Origin of the sequence: Streptomyces sp. GESEQ-35 (assembly GCF_017948485.1) — a bacterium.
Classification (GTDB): Bacteria; Actinomycetota; Actinomycetes; order Streptomycetales; family Streptomycetaceae; genus Streptomyces.
On record NZ_JAFFSX010000019.1, the window covers coordinates 192,081 to 210,599 of the forward strand.

The 18,519-nt window shown below is 70.5% G+C and carries 17 protein-coding genes and 2 tRNA genes; 17 read left to right on the forward strand and 2 right to left on the reverse strand.

Annotated elements, in window-relative coordinates:
* Positions 1–94: 94 nt before the first annotated feature.
* From KCH87_RS31330 to KCH87_RS31375, 10 genes are all read left to right on the forward strand, one after another.
* Positions 95–256 carry a hypothetical protein gene (locus KCH87_RS31330; RefSeq protein WP_210590036.1) on the forward strand — a complete coding sequence of 54 codons (162 nt, stop codon included), beginning with the start codon at positions 95–97 and terminating at the stop codon, positions 254–256.
* A 132-nt stretch (positions 257–388) separates the two neighbouring features.
* Positions 389–553 (forward strand): hypothetical protein, encoded by a 165-nt coding sequence (locus KCH87_RS31335; protein ID WP_210590039.1) that lies wholly within the window; start codon positions 389–391, stop codon positions 551–553.
* A 46-nt stretch (positions 554–599) separates the two neighbouring features.
* A complete protein-coding gene (nadD, locus tag KCH87_RS31340; RefSeq protein ID WP_210590042.1) occupies positions 600–1,226 on the forward strand; it encodes a nicotinate-nucleotide adenylyltransferase in 627 nt (208 codons plus the stop codon).
* A gap of 16 nt (positions 1,227–1,242) precedes the next feature.
* Positions 1,243–3,063: an LCP family protein gene (locus KCH87_RS31345; protein ID WP_210590045.1), complete on the forward strand. Its 1,821-nt coding sequence runs from the start codon at positions 1,243–1,245 to the stop codon at positions 3,061–3,063.
* 112 nt (positions 3,064–3,175) lie between these two features.
* Positions 3,176–3,619, forward strand: a complete 444-nt coding sequence (gene rsfS, locus KCH87_RS31350) for a ribosome silencing factor (protein ID WP_210590047.1) — start codon at positions 3,176–3,178, stop codon at positions 3,617–3,619.
* A complete protein-coding gene (locus tag KCH87_RS31355) occupies positions 3,616–4,278 on the forward strand; it encodes a histidine phosphatase family protein (protein ID WP_210590050.1) in 663 nt (220 codons plus the stop codon). Before rsfS ends, KCH87_RS31355 begins: the two co-directional genes overlap by 4 nt.
* Before the next feature lie 117 nt (positions 4,279–4,395).
* Positions 4,396–4,468 (forward strand) — tRNA-Ala (locus tag KCH87_RS31360).
* 248 nt (positions 4,469–4,716) lie between these two features.
* A complete protein-coding gene (locus KCH87_RS31365) occupies positions 4,717–4,890 on the forward strand; it encodes a hypothetical protein (protein WP_210590053.1) in 174 nt (57 codons plus the stop codon).
* A 3-nt stretch (positions 4,891–4,893) separates the two neighbouring features.
* Positions 4,894–5,127, forward strand: a complete 234-nt coding sequence (locus tag KCH87_RS31370; RefSeq protein ID WP_003976229.1) for a hypothetical protein — start codon at positions 4,894–4,896, stop codon at positions 5,125–5,127.
* 105 nt (positions 5,128–5,232) lie between these two features.
* Positions 5,233–5,305, forward strand: a tRNA-Ala gene (locus tag KCH87_RS31375).
* Positions 5,306–5,364: 59 nt separating this feature from the next.
* On the opposite strand, the gene KCH87_RS31380 is transcribed toward KCH87_RS31375, so the two are convergent.
* Together KCH87_RS31380 and KCH87_RS31385 are read right to left on the reverse strand one after the other, a co-directional pair.
* Entirely contained in the window at positions 5,365–6,984 is a 1,620-nt protein-coding gene (locus KCH87_RS31380) for an NADH-quinone oxidoreductase subunit NuoF family protein (RefSeq protein ID WP_210590056.1), read from the reverse strand.
* Positions 6,981–8,264 carry a cytochrome b/b6 domain-containing protein gene (locus tag KCH87_RS31385; RefSeq protein WP_210590059.1) on the reverse strand — a complete coding sequence of 428 codons (1,284 nt, stop codon included), beginning with the start codon at positions 8,262–8,264 and terminating at the stop codon, positions 6,981–6,983. Before KCH87_RS31385 ends, KCH87_RS31380 begins: the two co-directional genes overlap by 4 nt.
* Before the next feature lie 422 nt (positions 8,265–8,686).
* Here KCH87_RS31385 and leuS point away from each other — a divergent pair, with 422 nt between their 5' ends.
* The 7 genes from leuS (at position 8,687) to KCH87_RS31420 (ending at position 18,355) form a co-directional block, all read left to right on the forward strand.
* On the forward strand, positions 8,687–11,560 hold the full coding sequence (gene leuS / locus KCH87_RS31390; RefSeq protein ID WP_210590061.1) for a leucine--tRNA ligase: 2,874 nt from the start codon (positions 8,687–8,689) through the stop codon (positions 11,558–11,560).
* Positions 11,561–11,759: 199 nt separating this feature from the next.
* A complete protein-coding gene (locus KCH87_RS31395; protein WP_210590063.1) occupies positions 11,760–12,488 on the forward strand; it encodes a hypothetical protein in 729 nt (242 codons plus the stop codon).
* A 72-nt stretch (positions 12,489–12,560) separates the two neighbouring features.
* Positions 12,561–13,406 (forward strand): DegV family protein, encoded by an 846-nt coding sequence (locus tag KCH87_RS31400; protein ID WP_210590066.1) that lies wholly within the window; start codon positions 12,561–12,563, stop codon positions 13,404–13,406.
* A gap of 109 nt (positions 13,407–13,515) precedes the next feature.
* Positions 13,516–14,574 carry a ComEA family DNA-binding protein gene (locus KCH87_RS31405; protein ID WP_210590069.1) on the forward strand — a complete coding sequence of 353 codons (1,059 nt, stop codon included), beginning with the start codon at positions 13,516–13,518 and terminating at the stop codon, positions 14,572–14,574.
* A 155-nt stretch (positions 14,575–14,729) separates the two neighbouring features.
* Complete coding sequence (locus KCH87_RS31410; protein ID WP_308298955.1) at positions 14,730–17,192, forward strand: ComEC/Rec2 family competence protein; 2,463 nt, start codon at positions 14,730–14,732, stop codon at positions 17,190–17,192.
* A gap of 4 nt (positions 17,193–17,196) precedes the next feature.
* Positions 17,197–18,030: an arylamine N-acetyltransferase gene (locus tag KCH87_RS31415; protein WP_210590074.1), complete on the forward strand. Its 834-nt coding sequence runs from the start codon at positions 17,197–17,199 to the stop codon at positions 18,028–18,030.
* Positions 18,031–18,109: 79 nt separating this feature from the next.
* Positions 18,110–18,355, forward strand: coding sequence for a hypothetical protein (locus KCH87_RS31420; RefSeq protein ID WP_210590076.1), 246 nt, complete (start codon positions 18,110–18,112; stop codon positions 18,353–18,355).
* Positions 18,356–18,519: the final 164 nt, after the last annotated feature.

The following is an 18,519-nucleotide window of genomic DNA, read 5'->3' on the forward strand; positions in this document are numbered from 1 at the left end:
TTGCGGACCCTTGTGCGGCCCTTTGCGCCCCCGAAGCAGAGCCCAGCCTAGGCGGATATACCGTGGACGGGCAGTACAGCGAAGGAGTCCTGTCATGGAACACAACCCCGCGTCCGCCTGGCTCGCCGGGGCCGCGAACGCCGCCGAGCAGCAAGGGGCGGGAAATCTGCTCCGGGTCGTACTGATCGTGATGGTGCTGGGCTGTGTCCTGACCGCGTGGTTCCTGCTGCGGGGGTACAGACAGAAGGACGACTGAGACGGCCGCGAAGTTCCGTCGGCCCAGGGGCCTCGTCCCCAACGGCGGAGTCGGCGTGATGGGTGCTCGGCCGCCCGCTTACGATGGGCCGACGTCTTTATCCCGCCCTCCCCCGGATAGGTCCTGCCGAAGATGAGCTTCCACAGCACCGCAGCCCAGTTGGTCACCCTCGCCGCCGAGGGCGAGGAGCACGGCGGCAACCACGAGAGCCTCAGCCCCTACCTGACGGGCGGCGCAGCGTTCTTCATCCTGATGTTCCTGCTGTGGATCACCACCCGTTTCAACCGCGACCGCTGAAGGCACCGACCGGCGTCCTCAGGACGGGCCGGTAGGGTCTGCACGCATGGGAGAGCAGGACATGCCTACCGGCCCGACGAACCCGGGCAAGCGCCGCCTCGGCGTCATGGGCGGGACGTTTGACCCGATCCACCACGGTCACCTCGTGGCGGCCAGTGAGGTCGCCGCGCAGTTCCACCTGGACCAGGTGGTGTTCGTCCCGACCGGCCAGCCGTGGCAGAAGACCCACCGCAAGGTTTCCCCGGCCGAGGACCGCTATCTGATGACGGTCATCGCGACCGCCGAGAACCCGCAGTTCTCGGTGAGCCGTATCGACATCGACCGCGGCGGGCCGACGTACACCGTCGACACCCTGCGCGACCTGCGTGCGATCAACCCCGACACGGACCTCTTCTTCATCACGGGCGCCGACGCCCTCGCCCAGCTCCTCACCTGGCGGGACATGGAGGAGCTGTTCTCCCTCGCGCACTTCATCGGGGTCACCCGGCCCGGCCATCACCTGACGGACGCCGGTCTCCCAGAGGGCGGTGTTTCACTCGTGGAGGTTCCCGCACTGGCCATCTCATCCACCGATTGCCGTGCGAGAGTCGCCAAGGGAGACCCCATCTGGTACATGGTGCCGGACGGAGTCGTGCGCTACATCGACAAGCGCGAGCTGTACCGCGGCGAGTGAGCCGAGAGGGGCACCGGTGAACGACCGATACGACGCGGGGTACCCCGGCGATCAGGGCGACCAGTACGAGATCGTCGGCTACGACGAGTACGGCCGGCCCGTGTACCGGCAGGTCCCGGCCCAGCAGGTCCCGCAGCAGCAGTCGTACGACCCGTACGCACAGCAGCACGGCGGTGGCCAGCAGGGCTACGGCTACGACCCCTACGCGACGGGTCAGCAGCAACCGGTTCCCCCTTATGACACCGGTTCGCAGCAACCGGTGCCGCCCTACGACACCCAGGGGCAGATGCCGACCTACGACACGGGCATGCAGCCGCCGGTGTCGTACGACCCCTACGCCACCGGTCAGCAGACGCCCGCCCCGTCTTCCTTCGACGCCTTCGGCAACCGCGGCCGAGGCGGCGCCGGATCCGCCACGCCGTACGACCCCTACGGCCAGGCCGCGACCAGTGGCCGGCAGCCCCGCGTCGAGCAGCGCACCGCCGAGCAGACCGCCTACATCCCGCAGCAGGCCGGTCCGGCCGAGCACGAGGACACCTCCGCCCGGCCCGAACGGGACTACCACACCGAGCAGTTCGCCTTCGTGGAGGAGCCCGACGGCGACTCCGAGGACGTCATCGACTGGCTGGCGTTCACCGAGAACCGCACCGAGCGCCGCGAGGAGGCCAAGCGCCGCGCCCGCAGCCGGGTCGTCGCACTCGGCGTCGTCCTCGCCCTGGTCGCGGTCGGCGGGGTCGGCTACCTCTGGTACGCGGACAAGCTGCCCGGTCTCTCCTCGTCGTCCGACTCCAAGACCGGCACCGCGACGGCCGTGGGCGCCCAGAAGCGTGACGTGATCGTCGTCCATCTGCACAACACCAAGGGGAGCGGCACCGCCACGGCGCTGCTCGTCGACAACACCACCACCAAGCAGGGCACCACCGTCCTGCTGCCCAACTCCCTCGCCCTGACCGACGACAACGGCACCACGACCACGCTCGCCAAGTCGGTGGACGACGACGGCTCCTCCGGGACGCGTGACGCCCTGGACACCGTCCTCGGCACCGAGATCCAGGGCACCTGGCGGCTGGACACCCCCTACCTCCAGAACCTGGTGGACCTGGTCGGCAACATCGACGTCGACACCAACGCCGACGTGCCCGACCCCGACGCCGAGAAGAAGGGCACCGCGCCCCTGGTGACCAAGGGCGAGGACCAGACCCTCAGCGGCAAGATGGCCGTCGCCTACGCCACCTACCGTGGCTCCGGCGAAGCCCAGAACGCCCAGCTGGAGCGGTTCGGGCAGGTCATGCAGGGCGTGCTGCGCAAGCTGTCCTCCGACGCGACGGGGGCCACGACCACCGTGCAGACGCTGGCGCAGATCCTCGACCCGTCGCTGACCGACAAGGACCTGGGCACCTTCCTCGCCAAGCTCGCCGACCTCGCCAAGGGCGGCGACTACAAGACCGCGATGCTGCCCGTCCAGACCGACGGCACGATGAGCGCGCAGGCGAGCGACAGCGTGGTCAAGGACGTCCTCGGCGGCACCGCGAAGAGCCCCGACAAGGACGCGGCCGTCCGCGTCTCCGTCCAGAACGCCAGCGGCGTCAAGGACAACACCGAGAAGGCCCGCGTCGTGCTCCTCAACGGCGGCTTCACCTTCCTGGAGGGCGGCTCGGCATCCGGCGCCCAGGCGGCGTCCAAGGTCACCTACACCGATGCCGCCGACAAGGAGAACGCCACCGAGGTCGCGAAGACCCTGGGCCTGCCCACCAGCTCCGTGACCAAGGGCAAGGGGACCGCGAACGGGGACGTCTCCGTAGTGCTCGGCCAGGACTACAAGCCGGCCTCGTCGTGAGCCTAATAAGAAGTGATCGGGAGCGATCGGGAGTGATCCCTTAATCACGTAGGGTGCCGTCGGCGGCCGTGAGACCCTTGTTGTCAAGTGACCGCCGACCGAAAGCCACGTAGTGACCGCCACTGACCGCTCCACCGAGCTCATCAACGCCGCCGCACAGGCGGCCGCCGACAAGCTCGCACACGACATCATCGCCTACGACGTCAGCGACGTGCTGTCGATCACGGACGCCTTCCTGCTGGCCTCCGCGCCCAACGACCGTCAGGTCAAGTCGATCGTCGACGAGATCGAGGAGCGCCTGCAGAAGGAACTCGGCGCCAAGCCGGTGCGCCGGGAGGGCGACCGCGAGGCCCGCTGGGTCCTGCTCGACTACGTCGACATCGTCGTCCACGTCCAGCACAGCGAGGAGCGCGTCTTCTACGCCCTGGAGCGGCTGTGGAAGGACTGCCCCGAGTTCGAGCTGCCCGCCGACGCCAAGGCCACCCGCGGAAAGGCCGCCGAGCACGCCAAGCTTCAGGCCGAGGAGGACACCGCCGAGTTCGGAGGGCTGCGGTGAGCGCCCCCGCCGGCGCGAGGCCGGGCCGGGGCCGCCGCGTCATCCTGTGGCGGCACGGCCAGACCGCGTGGAACGTGGAACGCCGCTTCCAGGGCACGACCGACGTCTCCCTCACCGAGACCGGCGTCGGCCAGGCCCGCCGCGCCGCCCGGCTGCTGGCCTCCCTCCAGCCCGACGCGATCGTCGCCTCGGACCTCCAGCGGGCCGCGAACACGGCCGCCGAGCTCTCCGCGCTCACCGGCCTGGAGGTGACCCACGACGAGGGGCTGCGCGAGACCTACGCGGGCGTCTGGCAGGGGCTGACGCACGAGGAGATCATCGCCCGGCACGGCGACGAGTACACCGCGTGGAAGCGCGGTGAGCCGATCCGCCGTGGCGGGGGCGAACTGGAGACGGAGGTCGCCGACCGCGCCGCCCCCGTCGTGCTCCGGCACGCCGAGAAACTGCCCGACGACGGCACGCTCGTGGTGGTCAGCCACGGCGGCACGATCCGCACCACCATCGGCCGTCTCCTCGGCCTGGAGGCCCACCACTGGGAGAGCCTCGGCGGTCTCTCCAACTGCTGCTGGTCCGTCCTCGGAGAGGGCGCCCGCGGCTGGCGGCTGCTCGAGCACAACGCCGGAACGCTGCCGGAGCCGGTGCTCGGCGACGACGACTGAGCCCCGCTCCAGGGCACGTGGCCCGGATTTCACTTTCCGGCAGGTCACAGGCTAAAGTTCTTCTTGTTCGCCCGCCGAGCGGGACGGAACATCATGCGGCTCCGCCGCGTGGCGTGAGGGGCTATAGCTCAGTTGGTAGAGCGCCTGCATGGCATGCAGGAGGTCAGGAGTTCAATTCTCCTTAGCTCCACAGGACGAAGATCCCGTCCCCCTCGGGGGGCGGGATCTTTTTGTTCTCGAACCGGCTTGAGTCACTTGGGGTCCCGGAGGCGTATACCTCTTCGGAGACGCCGCTGGCGTGCGGGTTCGCGCTGGCCGGGGCGGCCGCGGCGGGTGCCGTGTCCGGACTGGTACTGAGGCGTCGCTGACCGTATCGGTCCGGCCGTGGCAGAATCAAACGGCCGGAAGGGGGCGCGGCCCGACGGGAGGGAGTCAGTGATGCCTGCGAGCATCATCGAGGCGGTCGGTGACCACCTCGATGCAGCGCTGACACGGGACACGGTGATCCGGTTGAGCTGCCCTTCCTGCGGTTCCGTCCATGTGGCCCAAGTTCTCGGCGACAACGGCGGAATTTCCTACGTGTGCACGGCCTGCGGCCACAGCTGGAGCTGATCGATGGGTGCACACAGGCGAAAGTGCGACTGGTGCGGCAGCGGCACGCCGATCGTCCGCGACATGGAACCGGTCAATCCCGACTACCAGTACTGGTGTGAGGAATGCGCGCGGGCGCTGATCATAAAGGGCGACCCGATCGAGACGTACCGTGAGCTGGAGGGTGAGCCGATCTACGGTCGGCTCCTGGAGGAGCACTGCACACTCAAACGCTTCTATTCGTTCGTCACGGCTTGACCCCATAAGCATCGAATCGGGACAGACCGGAAACGATTTGGTGGTGCCTGGGGTCGACCGTGTAATGTTGGCGTCGCCGCTGGGGGAACGGGCAGCACATCGCAAGGGGCTATAGCTCAGTTGGTAGAGCGCCTGCATGGCATGCAGGAGGTCAGGAGTTCAATTCTCCTTAGCTCCACAGAAATTGAGGGCGGGCCATCCGATCGGATGGCCCGCCCTCGTTGTGTTCCGGTGTCCTCAGCGGCCGATTGCTCGGCGGCCGCGGCCCGGGCCCTGGGAGAGGACCGGCAGGTTGTTGCGGGTGGGCGCCGAGGACTTGGTGTCCTCCTCCAGGCGCAGCGCCAGCGCCGGGCAGCGGCGCACCGCGCGTATCGCCTTGGCCTCCGCGTAGCGCGGCACCTGCGCCTGCGCGACCGTCGGGAAGCCGTCGGCGCCGAGTTCGAAGACCTCGGGGAGGATGTCCGCGCACAGGCCGTGGCCGCGGCACAGCGTCCAGTCGACGTAGATCTTCTGGCGGCTGGGACCGTTCTCCTCGGACTCGCCGCCGCCGGGGATGCCCGTCGGGGTCTTGCCGCCCTCGAAGAGCGGCAGAACGCCCTCCACGGGCCTTCCGCAGCCGTTTCCGAGGACGTGCGCGGCCAGGTCGTCGGTGAATGCCTTGACGGTCGATTCGAGGAACATCGCGGAGCCGTCGGGGTGTGAGCACGCGCCGCGCCGCTTCACGTTCTTGGCGACCTGCTTGAGGGCCTCCAGGGCGGCCGGACCGCCGCCGTTGAGGATGTCCTCCATGCCGCGCGCCGCGGCCGGCAGGCCGAGGTAGCAGGGACCGCACTGTCCCGCGCTCTCCTCGGCCAGCCACTGGGCCACGCGCAGCGACTCGCCCAGCGGGCAGGTCTCCTGGGTGATCGGCAGGATCGCGCCCGCGCCGAGCGAACCGCCCACTGCGTCCAGCGAGTTGCGCGAGACGACCGCCTCGTTGACCGTCGCGGCGTCGATCCACTTGCCGTGGTAGCCGCCGGTCAGCACGCCCTGCGGGACCGGCGGGGCGCCGGCGAGCTGGAGGACGTAGCGCAGCGGCACTCCTGTGGGGACCTCGATCACCATGGGGCGGGCGACGGCGCCGGAGACCGTGAGCATGACGGTGCCGGGTTCGTCGTAGAGGCCGGTGTTGCCGTAGCGCTCCGGGCCGATGCGGGCGGCGATGGCGAGTTGGGCGAACGTCTCCGCGTTCGACAGTAGGGTGGGCGCGCCGCCGACGCCGTTCTGGGAGGCGCTGACCTTGCGGCCGGGCGGGATCGCTGGGCCTCCGTCGATGGACCGGATCAGCGACGCTGCCGCTCCGGTGACCATCCGTACGGGATTGCGTTGCACACGCGCGCGTAGCGCCGACCTACGGCCGTTGCTCAGGCCGCGTTCGGCGAGTGCGGCTTCCATGGAGCGCTGGGTGGACTCCCGGGTGACCCCCACCACGAGCGTGCGGGCACCAAGCGCCTCGGCGCACAGCAGGGCGCCGTCCAGGATGAGATGCGGGGCACGGTTGATGAGCACCGTGTCCTTGCGGCAGGCCGGCTCGTCCTCGCTTCCGTTGACGACGACGACCGGGCGCACACCACGCTTGATCGCGGCCTCGGCGACCGAGCGCAGCTTCTTGTGGAAGGGGAAGCCCGCGCCACCGCGGCCCTTCAGGTTGATGTTCTCAGAGAGCTTGGCGAGTTGCTCGCCGCCCATGGGTTCGAGCGGCCCGTGCACCTTCAGATGCATGGGCAGGTCGAGTCTTTCGACAAGGTCGAAGCCAGACGTGAGCTGCGGAAGACCGACCACGCGGACTTCTGGTACGTCGGGCAGGGCCTCGTTCACCTATAGCCTCCGGAAGGCATGTTCCAAGGTTCGCCCGGACCCGGTGAGTCGAAGTCGTACGAATCGCCGGGCGTTGGTTCGTTGGCGGGACCGCTGTTGTACGTGTCATTGGGGTTGTACGTGCCGTAGAGGGGATTCGACTCACCGGTGTCGTACACGTCACTCTGGCCGTACCCGGCGGTGCCCTGATTGCCATAGGTCGGGATGTTGTATCCCGTGTCGGTGAGCGGGTCGTAGGCGGACGGGGGCGCCTCGCCGACGGGCGGCGGCGACGGGATCGGCCAGCTGCCCGACGTGCTGCCGACGCCGTCGACGCGCGGGATCGCTTCCGTGGCCTGCATGTCCAGCGGCAGCTCCATACGGGCGGTCTGGTCGACCGCGTACGGCTGTTGGGGGCGCGGAGGAGTGACAGCGCGGTAGGCGGCCGCGAAGCCGTTCGCGGGCTCGGGGGCGGGCTGCTCGTACAGCGGCGCAGAGGGGGGTGCCATACGCGGCTGCGGGCCCGTTGCGTCGGCCCGTTCGTAGCCGGGCAGGGTGGAGCCCCCGGCGGCCCGGGCGCGGCTCTCCTCCAGCTCCTCGCGGCCCGGCCTCCCCTCGGTGCCCAGGATCTCGGCGATCTTGTCGGCGACCTGGCGCTTGACCGGTCGGGGCGCGGCACGCAGCGCGAGGGCGGCCATGACGCCGAGGACGGACAGGCCGTAGAGGATCACGAAGGTCGGCTTCGCCGCACGGCCCGCGTACAGGCCGTGGACCAGCGCGGCGCACCAGGCCGGGTAGGCCAGCATGTGCATGGCCCGCCAGCGGGCCGCGACCGGCGCCGGGGAGGCGAAGGCGCTGCGCAGCGCGCCGGTGATACCCACGAAGATCATGAGCAGACCCGCCACCGAGCCGAGGCCGATGAGCCCGTTGCTTCCGGTAACGCCGAGCGAGAAGGGGATCAGCGCCGCGAGCAGCGTGGTGTGGTCCAGCGCGATCTTCGTGGTGATGTGCAGTACCAGGAACGCGATCGAGGCGACAGCGGTCGTCCGGTGCACCGCCTGCCCGATGATCCGCTGGCGCGCGGTGAGGAAGATCCGGTCCTGGGCGACCAGGCCCCAGATCACCGAGCAGCTGAGCGAGACGAGGCACAGGACGCCTGCGCCGAAGTTCAGGAACTCACGGACCTTCTCACCTCCGACCAGCACGATCACAGGTATGAGGAGCAGGACGACGGCCGACGCCTTCCCGTAGGCCGAGCGGCCTGGGGTGGGCATCGAGCTGTTACTACGACGAGGGTTCATGGGGGCAACTCCGAGCAGTTCGGGAAAGCGGTCCCGCTGCCGCACTCTAAGTCCAGCCAAACCGAGCGGTACGCCGTTTGAGTTATTGCGTTGTTATCTACGGGCCATGCGGGGCTTGTGTTGTCCCTTAGCGACTGTTACGCCAGGTAACAATTGAACGTTGTTCATCTTTTCGCAATCTCCACAAGCGGCTGTGAGGCGTCAGTGTGCCGCATGGAAGCCCGTCGCGGCCTCCTCGACCGCTGCGGTACCCTGACGCCATGCGTGCCGTACGCCTTCTGCTTAGCGAGCCGCGCTGATCAGTCCCGACCACGGTGAGACCGGGTGGTCGGAATCGGCGCGGCGTCCCCTCCTGTGCGAGGGGATTTTTCGTTTCCCGAATGTCGCCGCTGGCAGAGACGATCGATGGAGCTTTGAGGATCATGAGCGAGACGAACCCCGCTGCCGCCGCCGAGGTGGCCGCGCCGCACCGCTACACCGCGGCCCTGGCCGCGGAGATCGAGGCACGCTGGCAGGACTTCTGGGACGCCGACGGCACGTACGCGGCACCGAACCCCAAGGGTGACCTGGCGGGCGACCCCGAACTGGTCGCCAGGCCCAAGAAGTTCATCATGGACATGTTCCCGTACCCCTCCGGTGCGGGCCTGCACGTCGGTCACCCCCTGGGTTACATCGCCACCGATGTATTCGCCCGGTTCCAGCGCATGACCGGCCACAACGTCCTGCACACCCTGGGCTTCGACGCTTTCGGCCTGCCCGCCGAGCAGTACGCCGTGCAGACCGGCACGCACCCGCGCGTGTCCACCGAGGCCAACATCGAGAACATGAAGATCCAGCTGCGCCGGCTGGGCCTGGGCCACGACAAGCGCCGGTCGTTCGCCACGATCGACCCGGAGTACTACAAGTGGACCCAGTGGATCTTCCTGCAGATCTTCAACTCCTGGTACGACGACAAGGCCGACAAGGCCCGCCCGATCGCCGAGCTGATCGCTCGGTTCGAGACCGGTGAGCGCGCCGTACCGGGGCACACGCGCGCGTGGCACGAGCTGAACGACGCCGAGCGCGCCGACGTCCTGGGCGAGTTCCGCCTGGCGTACGCCTCCGACGCGCCCGTCAACTGGTGTCCCGGCCTGGGCACCGTGCTGGCCAACGAGGAGGTCACCGCCGACGGTCGCTCCGAGCGCGGCAACTTCCCCGTCTTCAAGGCCAAGCTGCGCCAGTGGAACATGCGCATCACCGCCTACGCCGACCGGCTGCTGGACGACCTGGACGCGCTGGACTGGCCCGAGGCCATCAAGCTCCAGCAGCGCAACTGGATCGGCCGCTCCGAGGGCGCCCGCGTCGACTTCCCGATCGACGGCGAGCGCATCACCGTCTTCACCACGCGCCCGGACACCCTGTTCGGCGCGACCTACATGGTGCTGGCCCCCGAGCATCCGCTGGTCGAGAAGTTCACACCGCAGGAATGGCCCGAGGGCACGCACCAGGTGTGGACCGGCGGCCACGCGACCCCGGCCGAGGCCGTCGCCGCCTACCGCGCGCAGGCCGCCTCGAAGTCCGACGTCGAGCGGCAGGCCGAGGCCAAGGACAAGACCGGCGTCTTCATCGGCGCGTACGCGACCAACCCGGTCAACGGCGAGCAGATCCCCGTCTTCATCGCCGACTACGTCCTGATGGGCTACGGCACCGGCGCGATCATGGCCGTTCCGGCGCACGACGGCCGTGATTTCGAGTTCGCGCGCGCCTTCGAGCTGCCGATCAACTGCGTGGTCGAGCCGACGGACGATCGTGGCACGGACACCTCCGCGTGGGACGAGGCCTTCGTGTCCTACGACGCGAAGATCGTCAACTCCACCGGTGACGGCGTCTCCCTGGACGGCCTGGGTGTCGTCGAGGCCAAGGCGCGCATCACCGAGTGGCTGGCACGCAAGGGCATCGGTGAGGGCACGGTCAACTTCCGGCTGCGCGACTGGCTGTTCAGCCGCCAGCGCTACTGGGGCGAGCCCTTCCCGATCGTCTACGACGAAGAGGGCATCGCCCACTCCCTGCCCGAGTCGATGCTGCCGCTGGAGCTGCCGGAGGTCGAGGACTACTCGCCGCGCACCTTCGACCCGGACGACGCCGACACCCAGCCCGAGACCCCGCTGTCGCGCAACGCGGACTGGGTCAACGTCACCCTGGATCTGGGCGACGGGCCGAAGAAGTACCGGCGTGAGACCAACACCATGCCCAACTGGGCCGGTTCCTGCTGGTACGAGCTGCGTTACCTGGACCCGCACAACGACCAGAAGCTGGTCGACCCGGAGATCGAGCAGTACTGGATGGGCCCGCGCGAGGGTCAGCCGCACGGTGGCGTCGACCTGTATGTCGGCGGTGCCGAACACGCCGTACTGCACCTGCTGTACGCGCGCTTCTGGTCCAAGGTGCTGCACGACCTGGGGCACGTGTCGTCGGCCGAGCCGTTCCACAAGCTGTTCAACCAGGGCATGATCCAGGCCTACGTGTACCGCGACAGCCGTGGCATCGCGGTACCGGCCGCCGAGGTGGAGGAGCGCGACGGCGCGTACTACTACCAGGGCGAGAAGGTCTCCCGACTGCTGGGCAAAATGGGCAAGTCCCTGAAGAACGCCGTCACTCCGGACGAGATCTGCGCCGAGTACGGCGCCGACACGCTGCGTCTGTACGAGATGGCGATGGGCCCGCTGGACGTGTCCCGGCCGTGGGACACGCGCGCGGTGGTGGGTCAGTTCCGGCTGCTGCAGCGGCTGTGGCGCAACGTGGTCGACGAGGCGACCGGTGAGGTCAGCTTCGTCGACACGGAGCCCGACGAGGAGACGCTGCGCGCCCTGCACAAGGCCATCGACGGCGTACGGCAGGACCTGGAGGGCATGCGGTTCAACACCGCCATCGCCAAGGTCACCGAGCTGAACAACCATCTGACCAAGGCGTCAGGCGCGGTACCCCGTTCCGTCGCCGAGCAGCTGGTGCTGCTGGTCGCGCCGCTGGCCCCGCACATCGCCGAGGAACTGTGGCGCAAGCTGGGTCACACCGACTCCGTCGTCCACCAGGACTTCCCGGTCGCCGACCCGGCGTACGTCGTGGACGAGACCGTGACCTGCGTGGTCCAGGTCAAGGGCAAGGTCAAGGCCCGCCTGGAGGTCTCGCCGGCCATCTCCGAGGAGGAGCTGGAGAAGGTCGCACTGGCCGACGAGAAGGTCGTCGCGGCACTGGACGGCGCGGGGATCCGCAAGGTGATCGTGCGGGCGCCGAAGCTGGTGAACATCGTTCCGGCATAGGTGCCGCGCAGGGGCAGTGGGGCAGCGGGGCAGCGGTGGGTGTCGCTCCGGAGCTGTGCCTCCGGAGCTGTGCCTCCGGCTCAGGGTGGTCCCCTACGGGCAGGTTCGGGGTTTTTCTGGAACTCCGGGCCTGCCTGTTGCGTTTACCGTTGAAGAGTGGCGCGGCAGCCGCGCCGTGCCCGTCCGGAGGAGGAGCGTCGTGGAAGCAGTCGTCGCAGTTTTCGCTCTGCTCTTCGTGCTCTTCCTGGGACTCGGCGCCTACGCCACGGTGAAGGCCGTCGGCGCCGCCAAGCGCGGCGTGGACCGCACTATTACCCAGGCCCGCCGCACGGTCGAGGACCACACCCTGCGGGCCAAGTCCTTCGCGCAACTCGGCCCGGCGGGTGAGATCGCCCAGCTCCGGCTGAAGCTGCGCACATCGATGCGCGCCACCCAGGACGCGCTCCACGCGAGCGTGGCCGAGGACGAGTCCCTCAAGGAGTCCCTCGGCCTCTTCGAGCGTCTCAGCGTGCACGGCCACGAACTGGACGACGACCTCAAGCGCCTGGAGTCCGAGCCCGACCGGGCGACCCTCGCCGAGCGTCTGCCCGCGCTGCGCGAGCGCACCAAGCGCATCACCGACTCGGCGGACTCGATGCGCTGGGCGGCCCGCGACCGGGCCCACCGCTTCGCGGACGACGACCTGGACTCGCTCAGCACCCAGATCGACCTGGAGACCGGCGCCCTGCGACACTGGGCCACCACGGAATCCGCACCGCCCCCGTGGCCCGAAGCACCCGCCGCCGAGAGCCCCGCGGCCCAGCAGACGTGGCCGGAGACACCCCGGTCGGACACGGCCGAGGAGCCGACGCGGTCCGCCATCACCCCGCCGGCCCCGCGTCCCACGTACCCCTGGCAGAAGAAGCCCCGTCCCGAGAGCACCACTTGATCCGGTTTCGGGCGTCCAGGGTCAGCGGGGCCGGGCTGCCGCGCGGGCACTACGCCAGGTAACCTCCAGCTCATGTCCCGCCATGTCGCGATCGTCACCGATTCAACGGCCTACCTGCCGCCGCGGACGATGGAGCGCCACGGCATCACATCGGTGCCCCTGACCGTCGTCCTCGGCGACCGGGCCCTGGAAGAGGGCACCGAGATCTCCACCCGTTCCCTGGCCCAGGCCCTCCAGAAGCGCCGCCCCGTGACCACCTCGCGTCCCAGCCCTCAGCTCTTCGCCGAGACCTACCGCAACGTAGCCGAGTCCGGCGCCACCGGAATCGTCTCGCTGCATCTGTCGGCGGAGCTCTCCGGCACTTACGACGCGGCGCTCGTCGCGGCGCGCGAGGCGCCGGTGCCGGTACGGGTCGTGGACACCGGGATGGTAGCGATGGCCCTCGGATTCTGCGCGCTCGCGGCCGCCGAGGCGGCGGAGTCCGGCGGCACGATGGACGAGGCGGTCACGGCCGCGGAGAAACGGGCCTCGGGCACGTCCGCGTACTTCTACGTCGACACCCTCGACTATCTGCGTCGCGGCGGCCGGATCGGTGCCGCGCAGGCCCTTCTCGGCTCCGCCCTGGCGGTGAAGCCGCTGCTCAAGCTGGAAGGCGGCCGCATCGAACTTCTGGAGAAGGTACGGACGGCGTCGAAGGCCATCGCCCGCCTGGAGGAGATCGTGGCCGACCGGGCGGGCGGCGCCCGGGTCGACATCGCCGTCCACCATCTCGCCGCCCACGAGCGGGCATCGGCACTGGCGGACCGGCTGCGGGCACGGGTGCCCGGGGTGGCCGACCTGCATGTGAGCGAGGTGGGGGCGGTGATCGGGGCGCATACCGGGCCCGGGTTGCTGGGGGTTGTGGTTTCGCCGCGGTGAGGTCGGCTGTCTCACCCGTGTGGGTGATGGAGTTATCCACAACTGGGCGGTGATCCCCGGGATTTGACCAAGATCATCGCGAGCTGCCGGAGTGCCCGATCCTCGTCGCATGGCACTTCGATCACGTTCACGCGCAGCGACCGTAAGCAGCGGCCCGGGCCGCGGCCCCGCCTCCGACAGCCGCACCCGCCATCGCCGCCTGCACCCACGGAGCCGGGCCCGGCACCGATATGCGTCGGCGGAAGAACTCCGCCGCCGCGCGGAGATCCTCTTCGCCGAACGCGCCGTTCGGCGGGGGGAGTTGGGGGAGGTGACGGCGGGTCGGGGCGGGGGTGCGGGTACCCCTGATGTTCCGGATGCCGAGCCTCACATCCCGTATGCCGACATGGATGTCGGTGCCGGTGCCGGTGCCGGTGCCGGTGCCGGTGCCCAGGCCCGGCCGGGCGTGAGGGCTTGGCGGGATCGGGTCGGGCCGGGGTTGCGGGAGCGAATGCCGGTGTGGCTTCAGGCGAGGTGCGGGCTGGAGCGGAGGAGCGTGGTCGCGCTCGCCGCGCTGCTGGTCGTCGCCGCGGCCTTCGCCGTGCAGCACTTCTGGACCGGCAGGACCCAGCCCGTACGCCCGCCCGAGATCGTGCGGGCGGCGGCTCCGTTCGAGGAAGAGAAAGGCGAGCCGAGCAGGGATCCGGGCGGCCCCACTGCCGGAGGTACCGCAGCGGCCGAGATCGTGGTGGACGTCAGCGGCAAGGTCCGCGAACCCGGGATCCAGCGGCTTCCCGCGGGCTCGCGGGTCGTCGATGCGCTCCGTGCGGCCGGCGGGGTCCGCCCCGGTACGAACACCGACGGTCTCAACCGCGCCCGCTTCCTCGTGGACGGAGAGCAGGTGATCGTCGGCGGTCCCGTGGCAGGCGCGGGCCCGGTCTCGGGCGGTACGGCGGTCGGTGGCCCGGTCGGCTCGGCGGCGGGGGCGGCTCCTGCGGCTCCGGTCGCACTCAACACGGCCACCGTGGAGCAGCTCGACACCCTGCCGGGTGTGGGACCGGTGCTGGCGCAGCACATCATCGACTACCGCACCCAGCACGGCGGCTTCCGCTCGGTGGACGAGCTCCGCGAGGTGAACGGCATCGGCGACCGCCGCTTCGCCGATCTACGGGATCTCGTACGGCCATGAGCGCGGCCAACGGGCGCGGCAGGCCCGAGCGTGCTGCCCGCGCGCTCCCTTCAGACTCCGCTGCTTCTGACGCTTCTGACGCTTCTGACGCTTCTGACGCTTCTGACGTTTCCGATGTTTCCAACGAGGCCGGCGTTGCCGGTCTCCGGCCCTCGGTGCACACCGCCTCCGGCAAGCGGCTCGGCGTTGCCCACCCCCGACAGGAAGGACCGACGGACCTACGACTCGTCCCACCCGCGCTCGCGGCCTGGGCGACGGCCGCCCTCGCGCTGGACGCCCCGCCGGAGTGGATCACCGGCATCGCGGGAGTGTGCCTGGTCACGGCGGGCGTCCTGTTGGCCATACGGCGACGATGGTCCCGAGTCTCGGTCGCCGCAGTCCTCTTCTGTGTCGCCGCGGGCGCCGCCTCCGCGGGGCTGCACGGTGCCGACCTGCGGCGCGGGCCGGTGCCCGGGCTGGCGCGGGAGTACGCGACCGTGACGGCCGAGGTGGAGGTGACCGCCGATCCCCGGCTCACCCGGCCCCGGATCAGAGGGAATCACGCGGCGCCGAGCGCCGTGCTGATCGGCGCGGACGTGCGACGCGTCGAGAAGGCGGACGGGACGGCGGTGGCGACACGGGCGCCTGTGCTGTTGATCGTCGACGCAGGGCCACGCCCCGCCGTCGAGGGACCGGCGGCCTCACCGTGGCTCCGACTGCTGCCCTCCACGCGGCTGTATGTCACCGCACGGATGGCCCCGGCCCTGGTGGGCGGCGACCGGGTCGCCGCCGTGCTGCGGGTGCGGGACCCTGCGCTGCCGCGGGTCGTCGGGGAGCCGTCGGCGGCGCAGCGGTTCGCGGGGCGGCTGCGGGCCGGGCTGCGGGAGGCCACGGAGGGGCTGCCGGCGGATGCGCGGGCGCTGTTGCCGGGGCTGGTCGTCGGGGACACCGCACGGATCACTCCGGAGCTGGATGAGGCCTTCAAGGAGACCGACCTCGCGCACACGCTCGCCGTCTCCGGAAGCAACCTCACGATCATCCTCGCCCTGCTCATCGGCCCGCCAGGCCTGGCGCAGCGGGTCGAGCGGCGCGGCCTCGCGCCCCGCCTCGGTATCCCGCTGCGGACGACCGCGCTGTTCGGCGGTGTACTCACGCTCGCGTTCGTTGTGGTGTGCAGACCGGATCCGAGCGTGCTGCGGGCCGCGGCCTGCGGGGTGGTCGTGCTGCTCGCCCTCGCGACCGGACGGCGCAGATCGCTGATCCCGGCGCTGGCGACGGCCGTACTGCTGCTGGTGCTGTACGACCCGTGGCTGGCCAGGAGTTACGGCTTCCTGCTGTCCGTGCTGGCCACCGGCGCCCTGCTCACGATCGCGCCCCGCTGGAGCACCGCGCTGCGGCGACGCCGGGTGCCGCCGCGGCTCGCCGAGGCGCTGGCCGCCGCTGCCGCAGCGCAGGCGCTGTGCGCGCCGGTCGTCGCGGTGCTGTCGGCGCGGGTGAGCCTGGTGGCGGTGCCGTGCAACCTGCTCGTGGAGTTCGCGGTCGCGCCCGCCACGGTGCTGGGCTTCGCCGCGCTGGCGACGGCGCCGGTGGCGATGCCGGTGGCCGAGGCGCTGGCGTGGTGCGCGAGTTGGCCGGCCGGGTGGATCGCGGACGTGGCCCGAACCGGGGCGGCTCTGCCCGGGGCCGGCGTGGACTGGCCGGGCAGCTGGACCGGGGCGGCGCTGCTGGCGCTCGTCACGGTGGTGGTCGTGCTGGTCGGCCGTCGGCTGCTGCGGCATCCGTGGTGGTGCGGGGCCTGTGGGGTGCTGCTCCTGCTGGTGGTCGTGCAGCCGCCGCCGCTGGCCAGGGTGATCACGGGGTGGCCGCCGCCGGGCTGGCGGTTGGCGATGTGCGATGTGGGACAGGGCGATGCGCTGGTGCTTGCGGCGGGTGAGGGGGCGGGCGTGGTCGTGGACGCCGGGCCGGATCCGACGCTCGTCGACCGGTGTCTGCGCACGCTCGGTGTCACCCGGGTTCCGCTGGTGGTCCTGACCCACTTCCACGCCGATCATGTGGCGGGCCTGCCCGGGGTGCTGCGTGGACGGGCGGTCGGCGGGATCGAGACGACGGGGCTCGAAGAGCCGGTGGACCAGGCGGAGTTCGTCCGGAGGGAGGCGGCCGCGCGAGACATTCCGGTGACGAGAGCCGTCGCCGGGGAACAGCGGCGCACCGGGGCGCTCGGCTGGCAGGTCGTCTGGCCGCCCCCGCCTTCGGCACCGGCGCCGGACACGGAGGGGCCGAACGACGCCAGCGTCAGCCTGCTCGTCCGGTCGGCGGGGCTGCGGCTCCTGCTGCTCGGGGACCTCGAACCCCCGGCCCAGCAGGCGCTGCTGAGGTCGCCGGCGGGAGCGCGGCTGGGCCGCGTGGATGTGCTCAAGGTGGCCCACCACGGCTCGGCATATCAGGACCCTGAGCTCATACGGTGGGTGTCGCCGCGGCTGGCGTTGATCTCCGCGGGTGCGGACAACCCGTACGGACATCCCGCGCCCGGCACGCTCGCGGCGTTGCGCGCGCAGGGAGCGATGGTGCTGCGGACGGACGAGGACGGGGCCGTGGCGATCGCGGGTACGGGCGGGGAGCTGCTCGTGGCGCGAGACTGAGGGCATGAATCCCGCAGAGGTTGATGCCTATCTCCGTCGTCTGGGAGTCGAGCACCCGGCGTGGCCCACCGTCGACGTCCTGCGCGAGCTGCATCTGCGGCACCTGGAGACGATCCCGTTCGAGAACCTGTCGATCCATCTCGGTGAGGAGATCGTGCTGGAGGAGAAGCGGTTGCTGGACAAGCTGGTGGGGGCGCGGCGGGGCGGGTTCTGCTACGAACTCAACGGAACTTTCGGGGCGTTGCTCACCACGCTGGGGTACGACGTCACGGTTCTCGCGGCCCGGGTGTACGGCGACGAGGGGCGGCTCGGGATTCCGCACGACCATCTCGCGCTGAAGGTGCGCACGGTGGACGGGGGTGCGTGGCTGGCCGACGTCGGGTTCGGGGCGCACAGTCACTATCCGCTGGCGTTCGAGGCGCGGGCGGAACAGCTGGATCCCGGCGGTGTGTTCCGGATCGTCGAGGCGGGGCCGGATGCGGCCGGGGTGCGGGGTGGTTCGGCCGCGGCGACGGATCTGGACGTCGAACGGGACGGCAAGCCGCAGTATCGGCTGGAGATGCGGCCGCGGGTGCTCGGTGACTTCGTGGCCGGGGCGTGGTGGCACAGCACGTCATCGGCTTCGCACTTCGTGCGGTCGCTGGTGTGCTCGCGGGTCACCGAGGACGGAGGGAGGATCACGCTCAGCGGGCGCAAGTTCACGGTGACGGCGGCGGACGGGGCGCGGGAGGTGGCGGAGCTGGGCTCGGACGCGGAGGTTCTTGCGGTGTATCGGGAGAGGTTCGGGATCGAGCTGGCGGCTGTGCCGGAGGTGCGGAGCCCGAGCCGGGGTGGCTGATTCGCGGGTGGGCCCGGCCGGCGTGAGTCCGCCTGGGTGGTGGGACGGGGCGGGTGCGGTGGTGCCTGAAAATGGGGGCGTGAGTGATGTGAGACATGTGCTGGTGCTGCCTGACCGGGATGCCGCCGAAGAGACCGTGGAGGCGCTGGGGGAGCGGTTCGGGCTGCGTGAGGAGCCGCAGCTGGTGCGGGATGCGCTGGCCGGTGAGGACGATGCCGAGGATGCGCAGTGGCTTGTTGTTCTGCGGGATGAGGAGGGGCGGTTGGATCCGGCGGAGCTGGATGCGTTGGCGGGGGAGTGGGAGGGGTGGCGGGAGGAGCCGTAGCGCTGCGCTGTGCTTTGCCGGCGGGGGGCGGGGGGGGGGGGGCTGGCTTGGGGGGGGGGGGGGGTGGGGGTGGGCGGGGGGGATCGCGCAGCCCGGCGCTGACGGGTTGCCGCCGCCTTTTCTTTGGGTCGGGAGCCGCCCTAGGCGGGCCGGAAGGCCGCCGG

What these genes read in the sequence shown, in the direction of transcription:
- KCH87_RS31330 (WP_210590036.1), top strand. Translation starts at nt 95, where the DNA reads ATGGAACACAACCCCGCGTCCGCCTGGCTCGCCGGGGCCGCGAACGCC.
- KCH87_RS31335 (WP_210590039.1), top strand. Translation starts at nt 389, where the DNA reads ATGAGCTTCCACAGCACCGCAGCCCAGTTGGTCACCCTCGCCGCCGAG.
- nadD (WP_210590042.1), top strand. Translation starts at nt 600, where the DNA reads ATGGGAGAGCAGGACATGCCTACCGGCCCGACGAACCCGGGCAAGCGC.
- KCH87_RS31365 (WP_210590053.1), top strand. Translation starts at nt 4,717, where the DNA reads ATGCCTGCGAGCATCATCGAGGCGGTCGGTGACCACCTCGATGCAGCG.
- KCH87_RS31370 (WP_003976229.1), top strand. Translation starts at nt 4,894, where the DNA reads ATGGGTGCACACAGGCGAAAGTGCGACTGGTGCGGCAGCGGCACGCCG.
- KCH87_RS31385 (WP_210590059.1), bottom strand. Translation starts at nt 8,264, where the DNA reads ATGAACCCTCGTCGTAGTAACAGCTCGATGCCCACCCCAGGCCGCTCG.
- leuS (WP_210590061.1), top strand. Translation starts at nt 8,687, where the DNA reads ATGAGCGAGACGAACCCCGCTGCCGCCGCCGAGGTGGCCGCGCCGCAC.
- KCH87_RS31400 (WP_210590066.1), top strand. Translation starts at nt 12,561, where the DNA reads ATGTCCCGCCATGTCGCGATCGTCACCGATTCAACGGCCTACCTGCCG.
- KCH87_RS31405 (WP_210590069.1), top strand. Translation starts at nt 13,516, where the DNA reads ATGGCACTTCGATCACGTTCACGCGCAGCGACCGTAAGCAGCGGCCCG.
- KCH87_RS31415 (WP_210590074.1), top strand. Translation starts at nt 17,197, where the DNA reads ATGAATCCCGCAGAGGTTGATGCCTATCTCCGTCGTCTGGGAGTCGAG.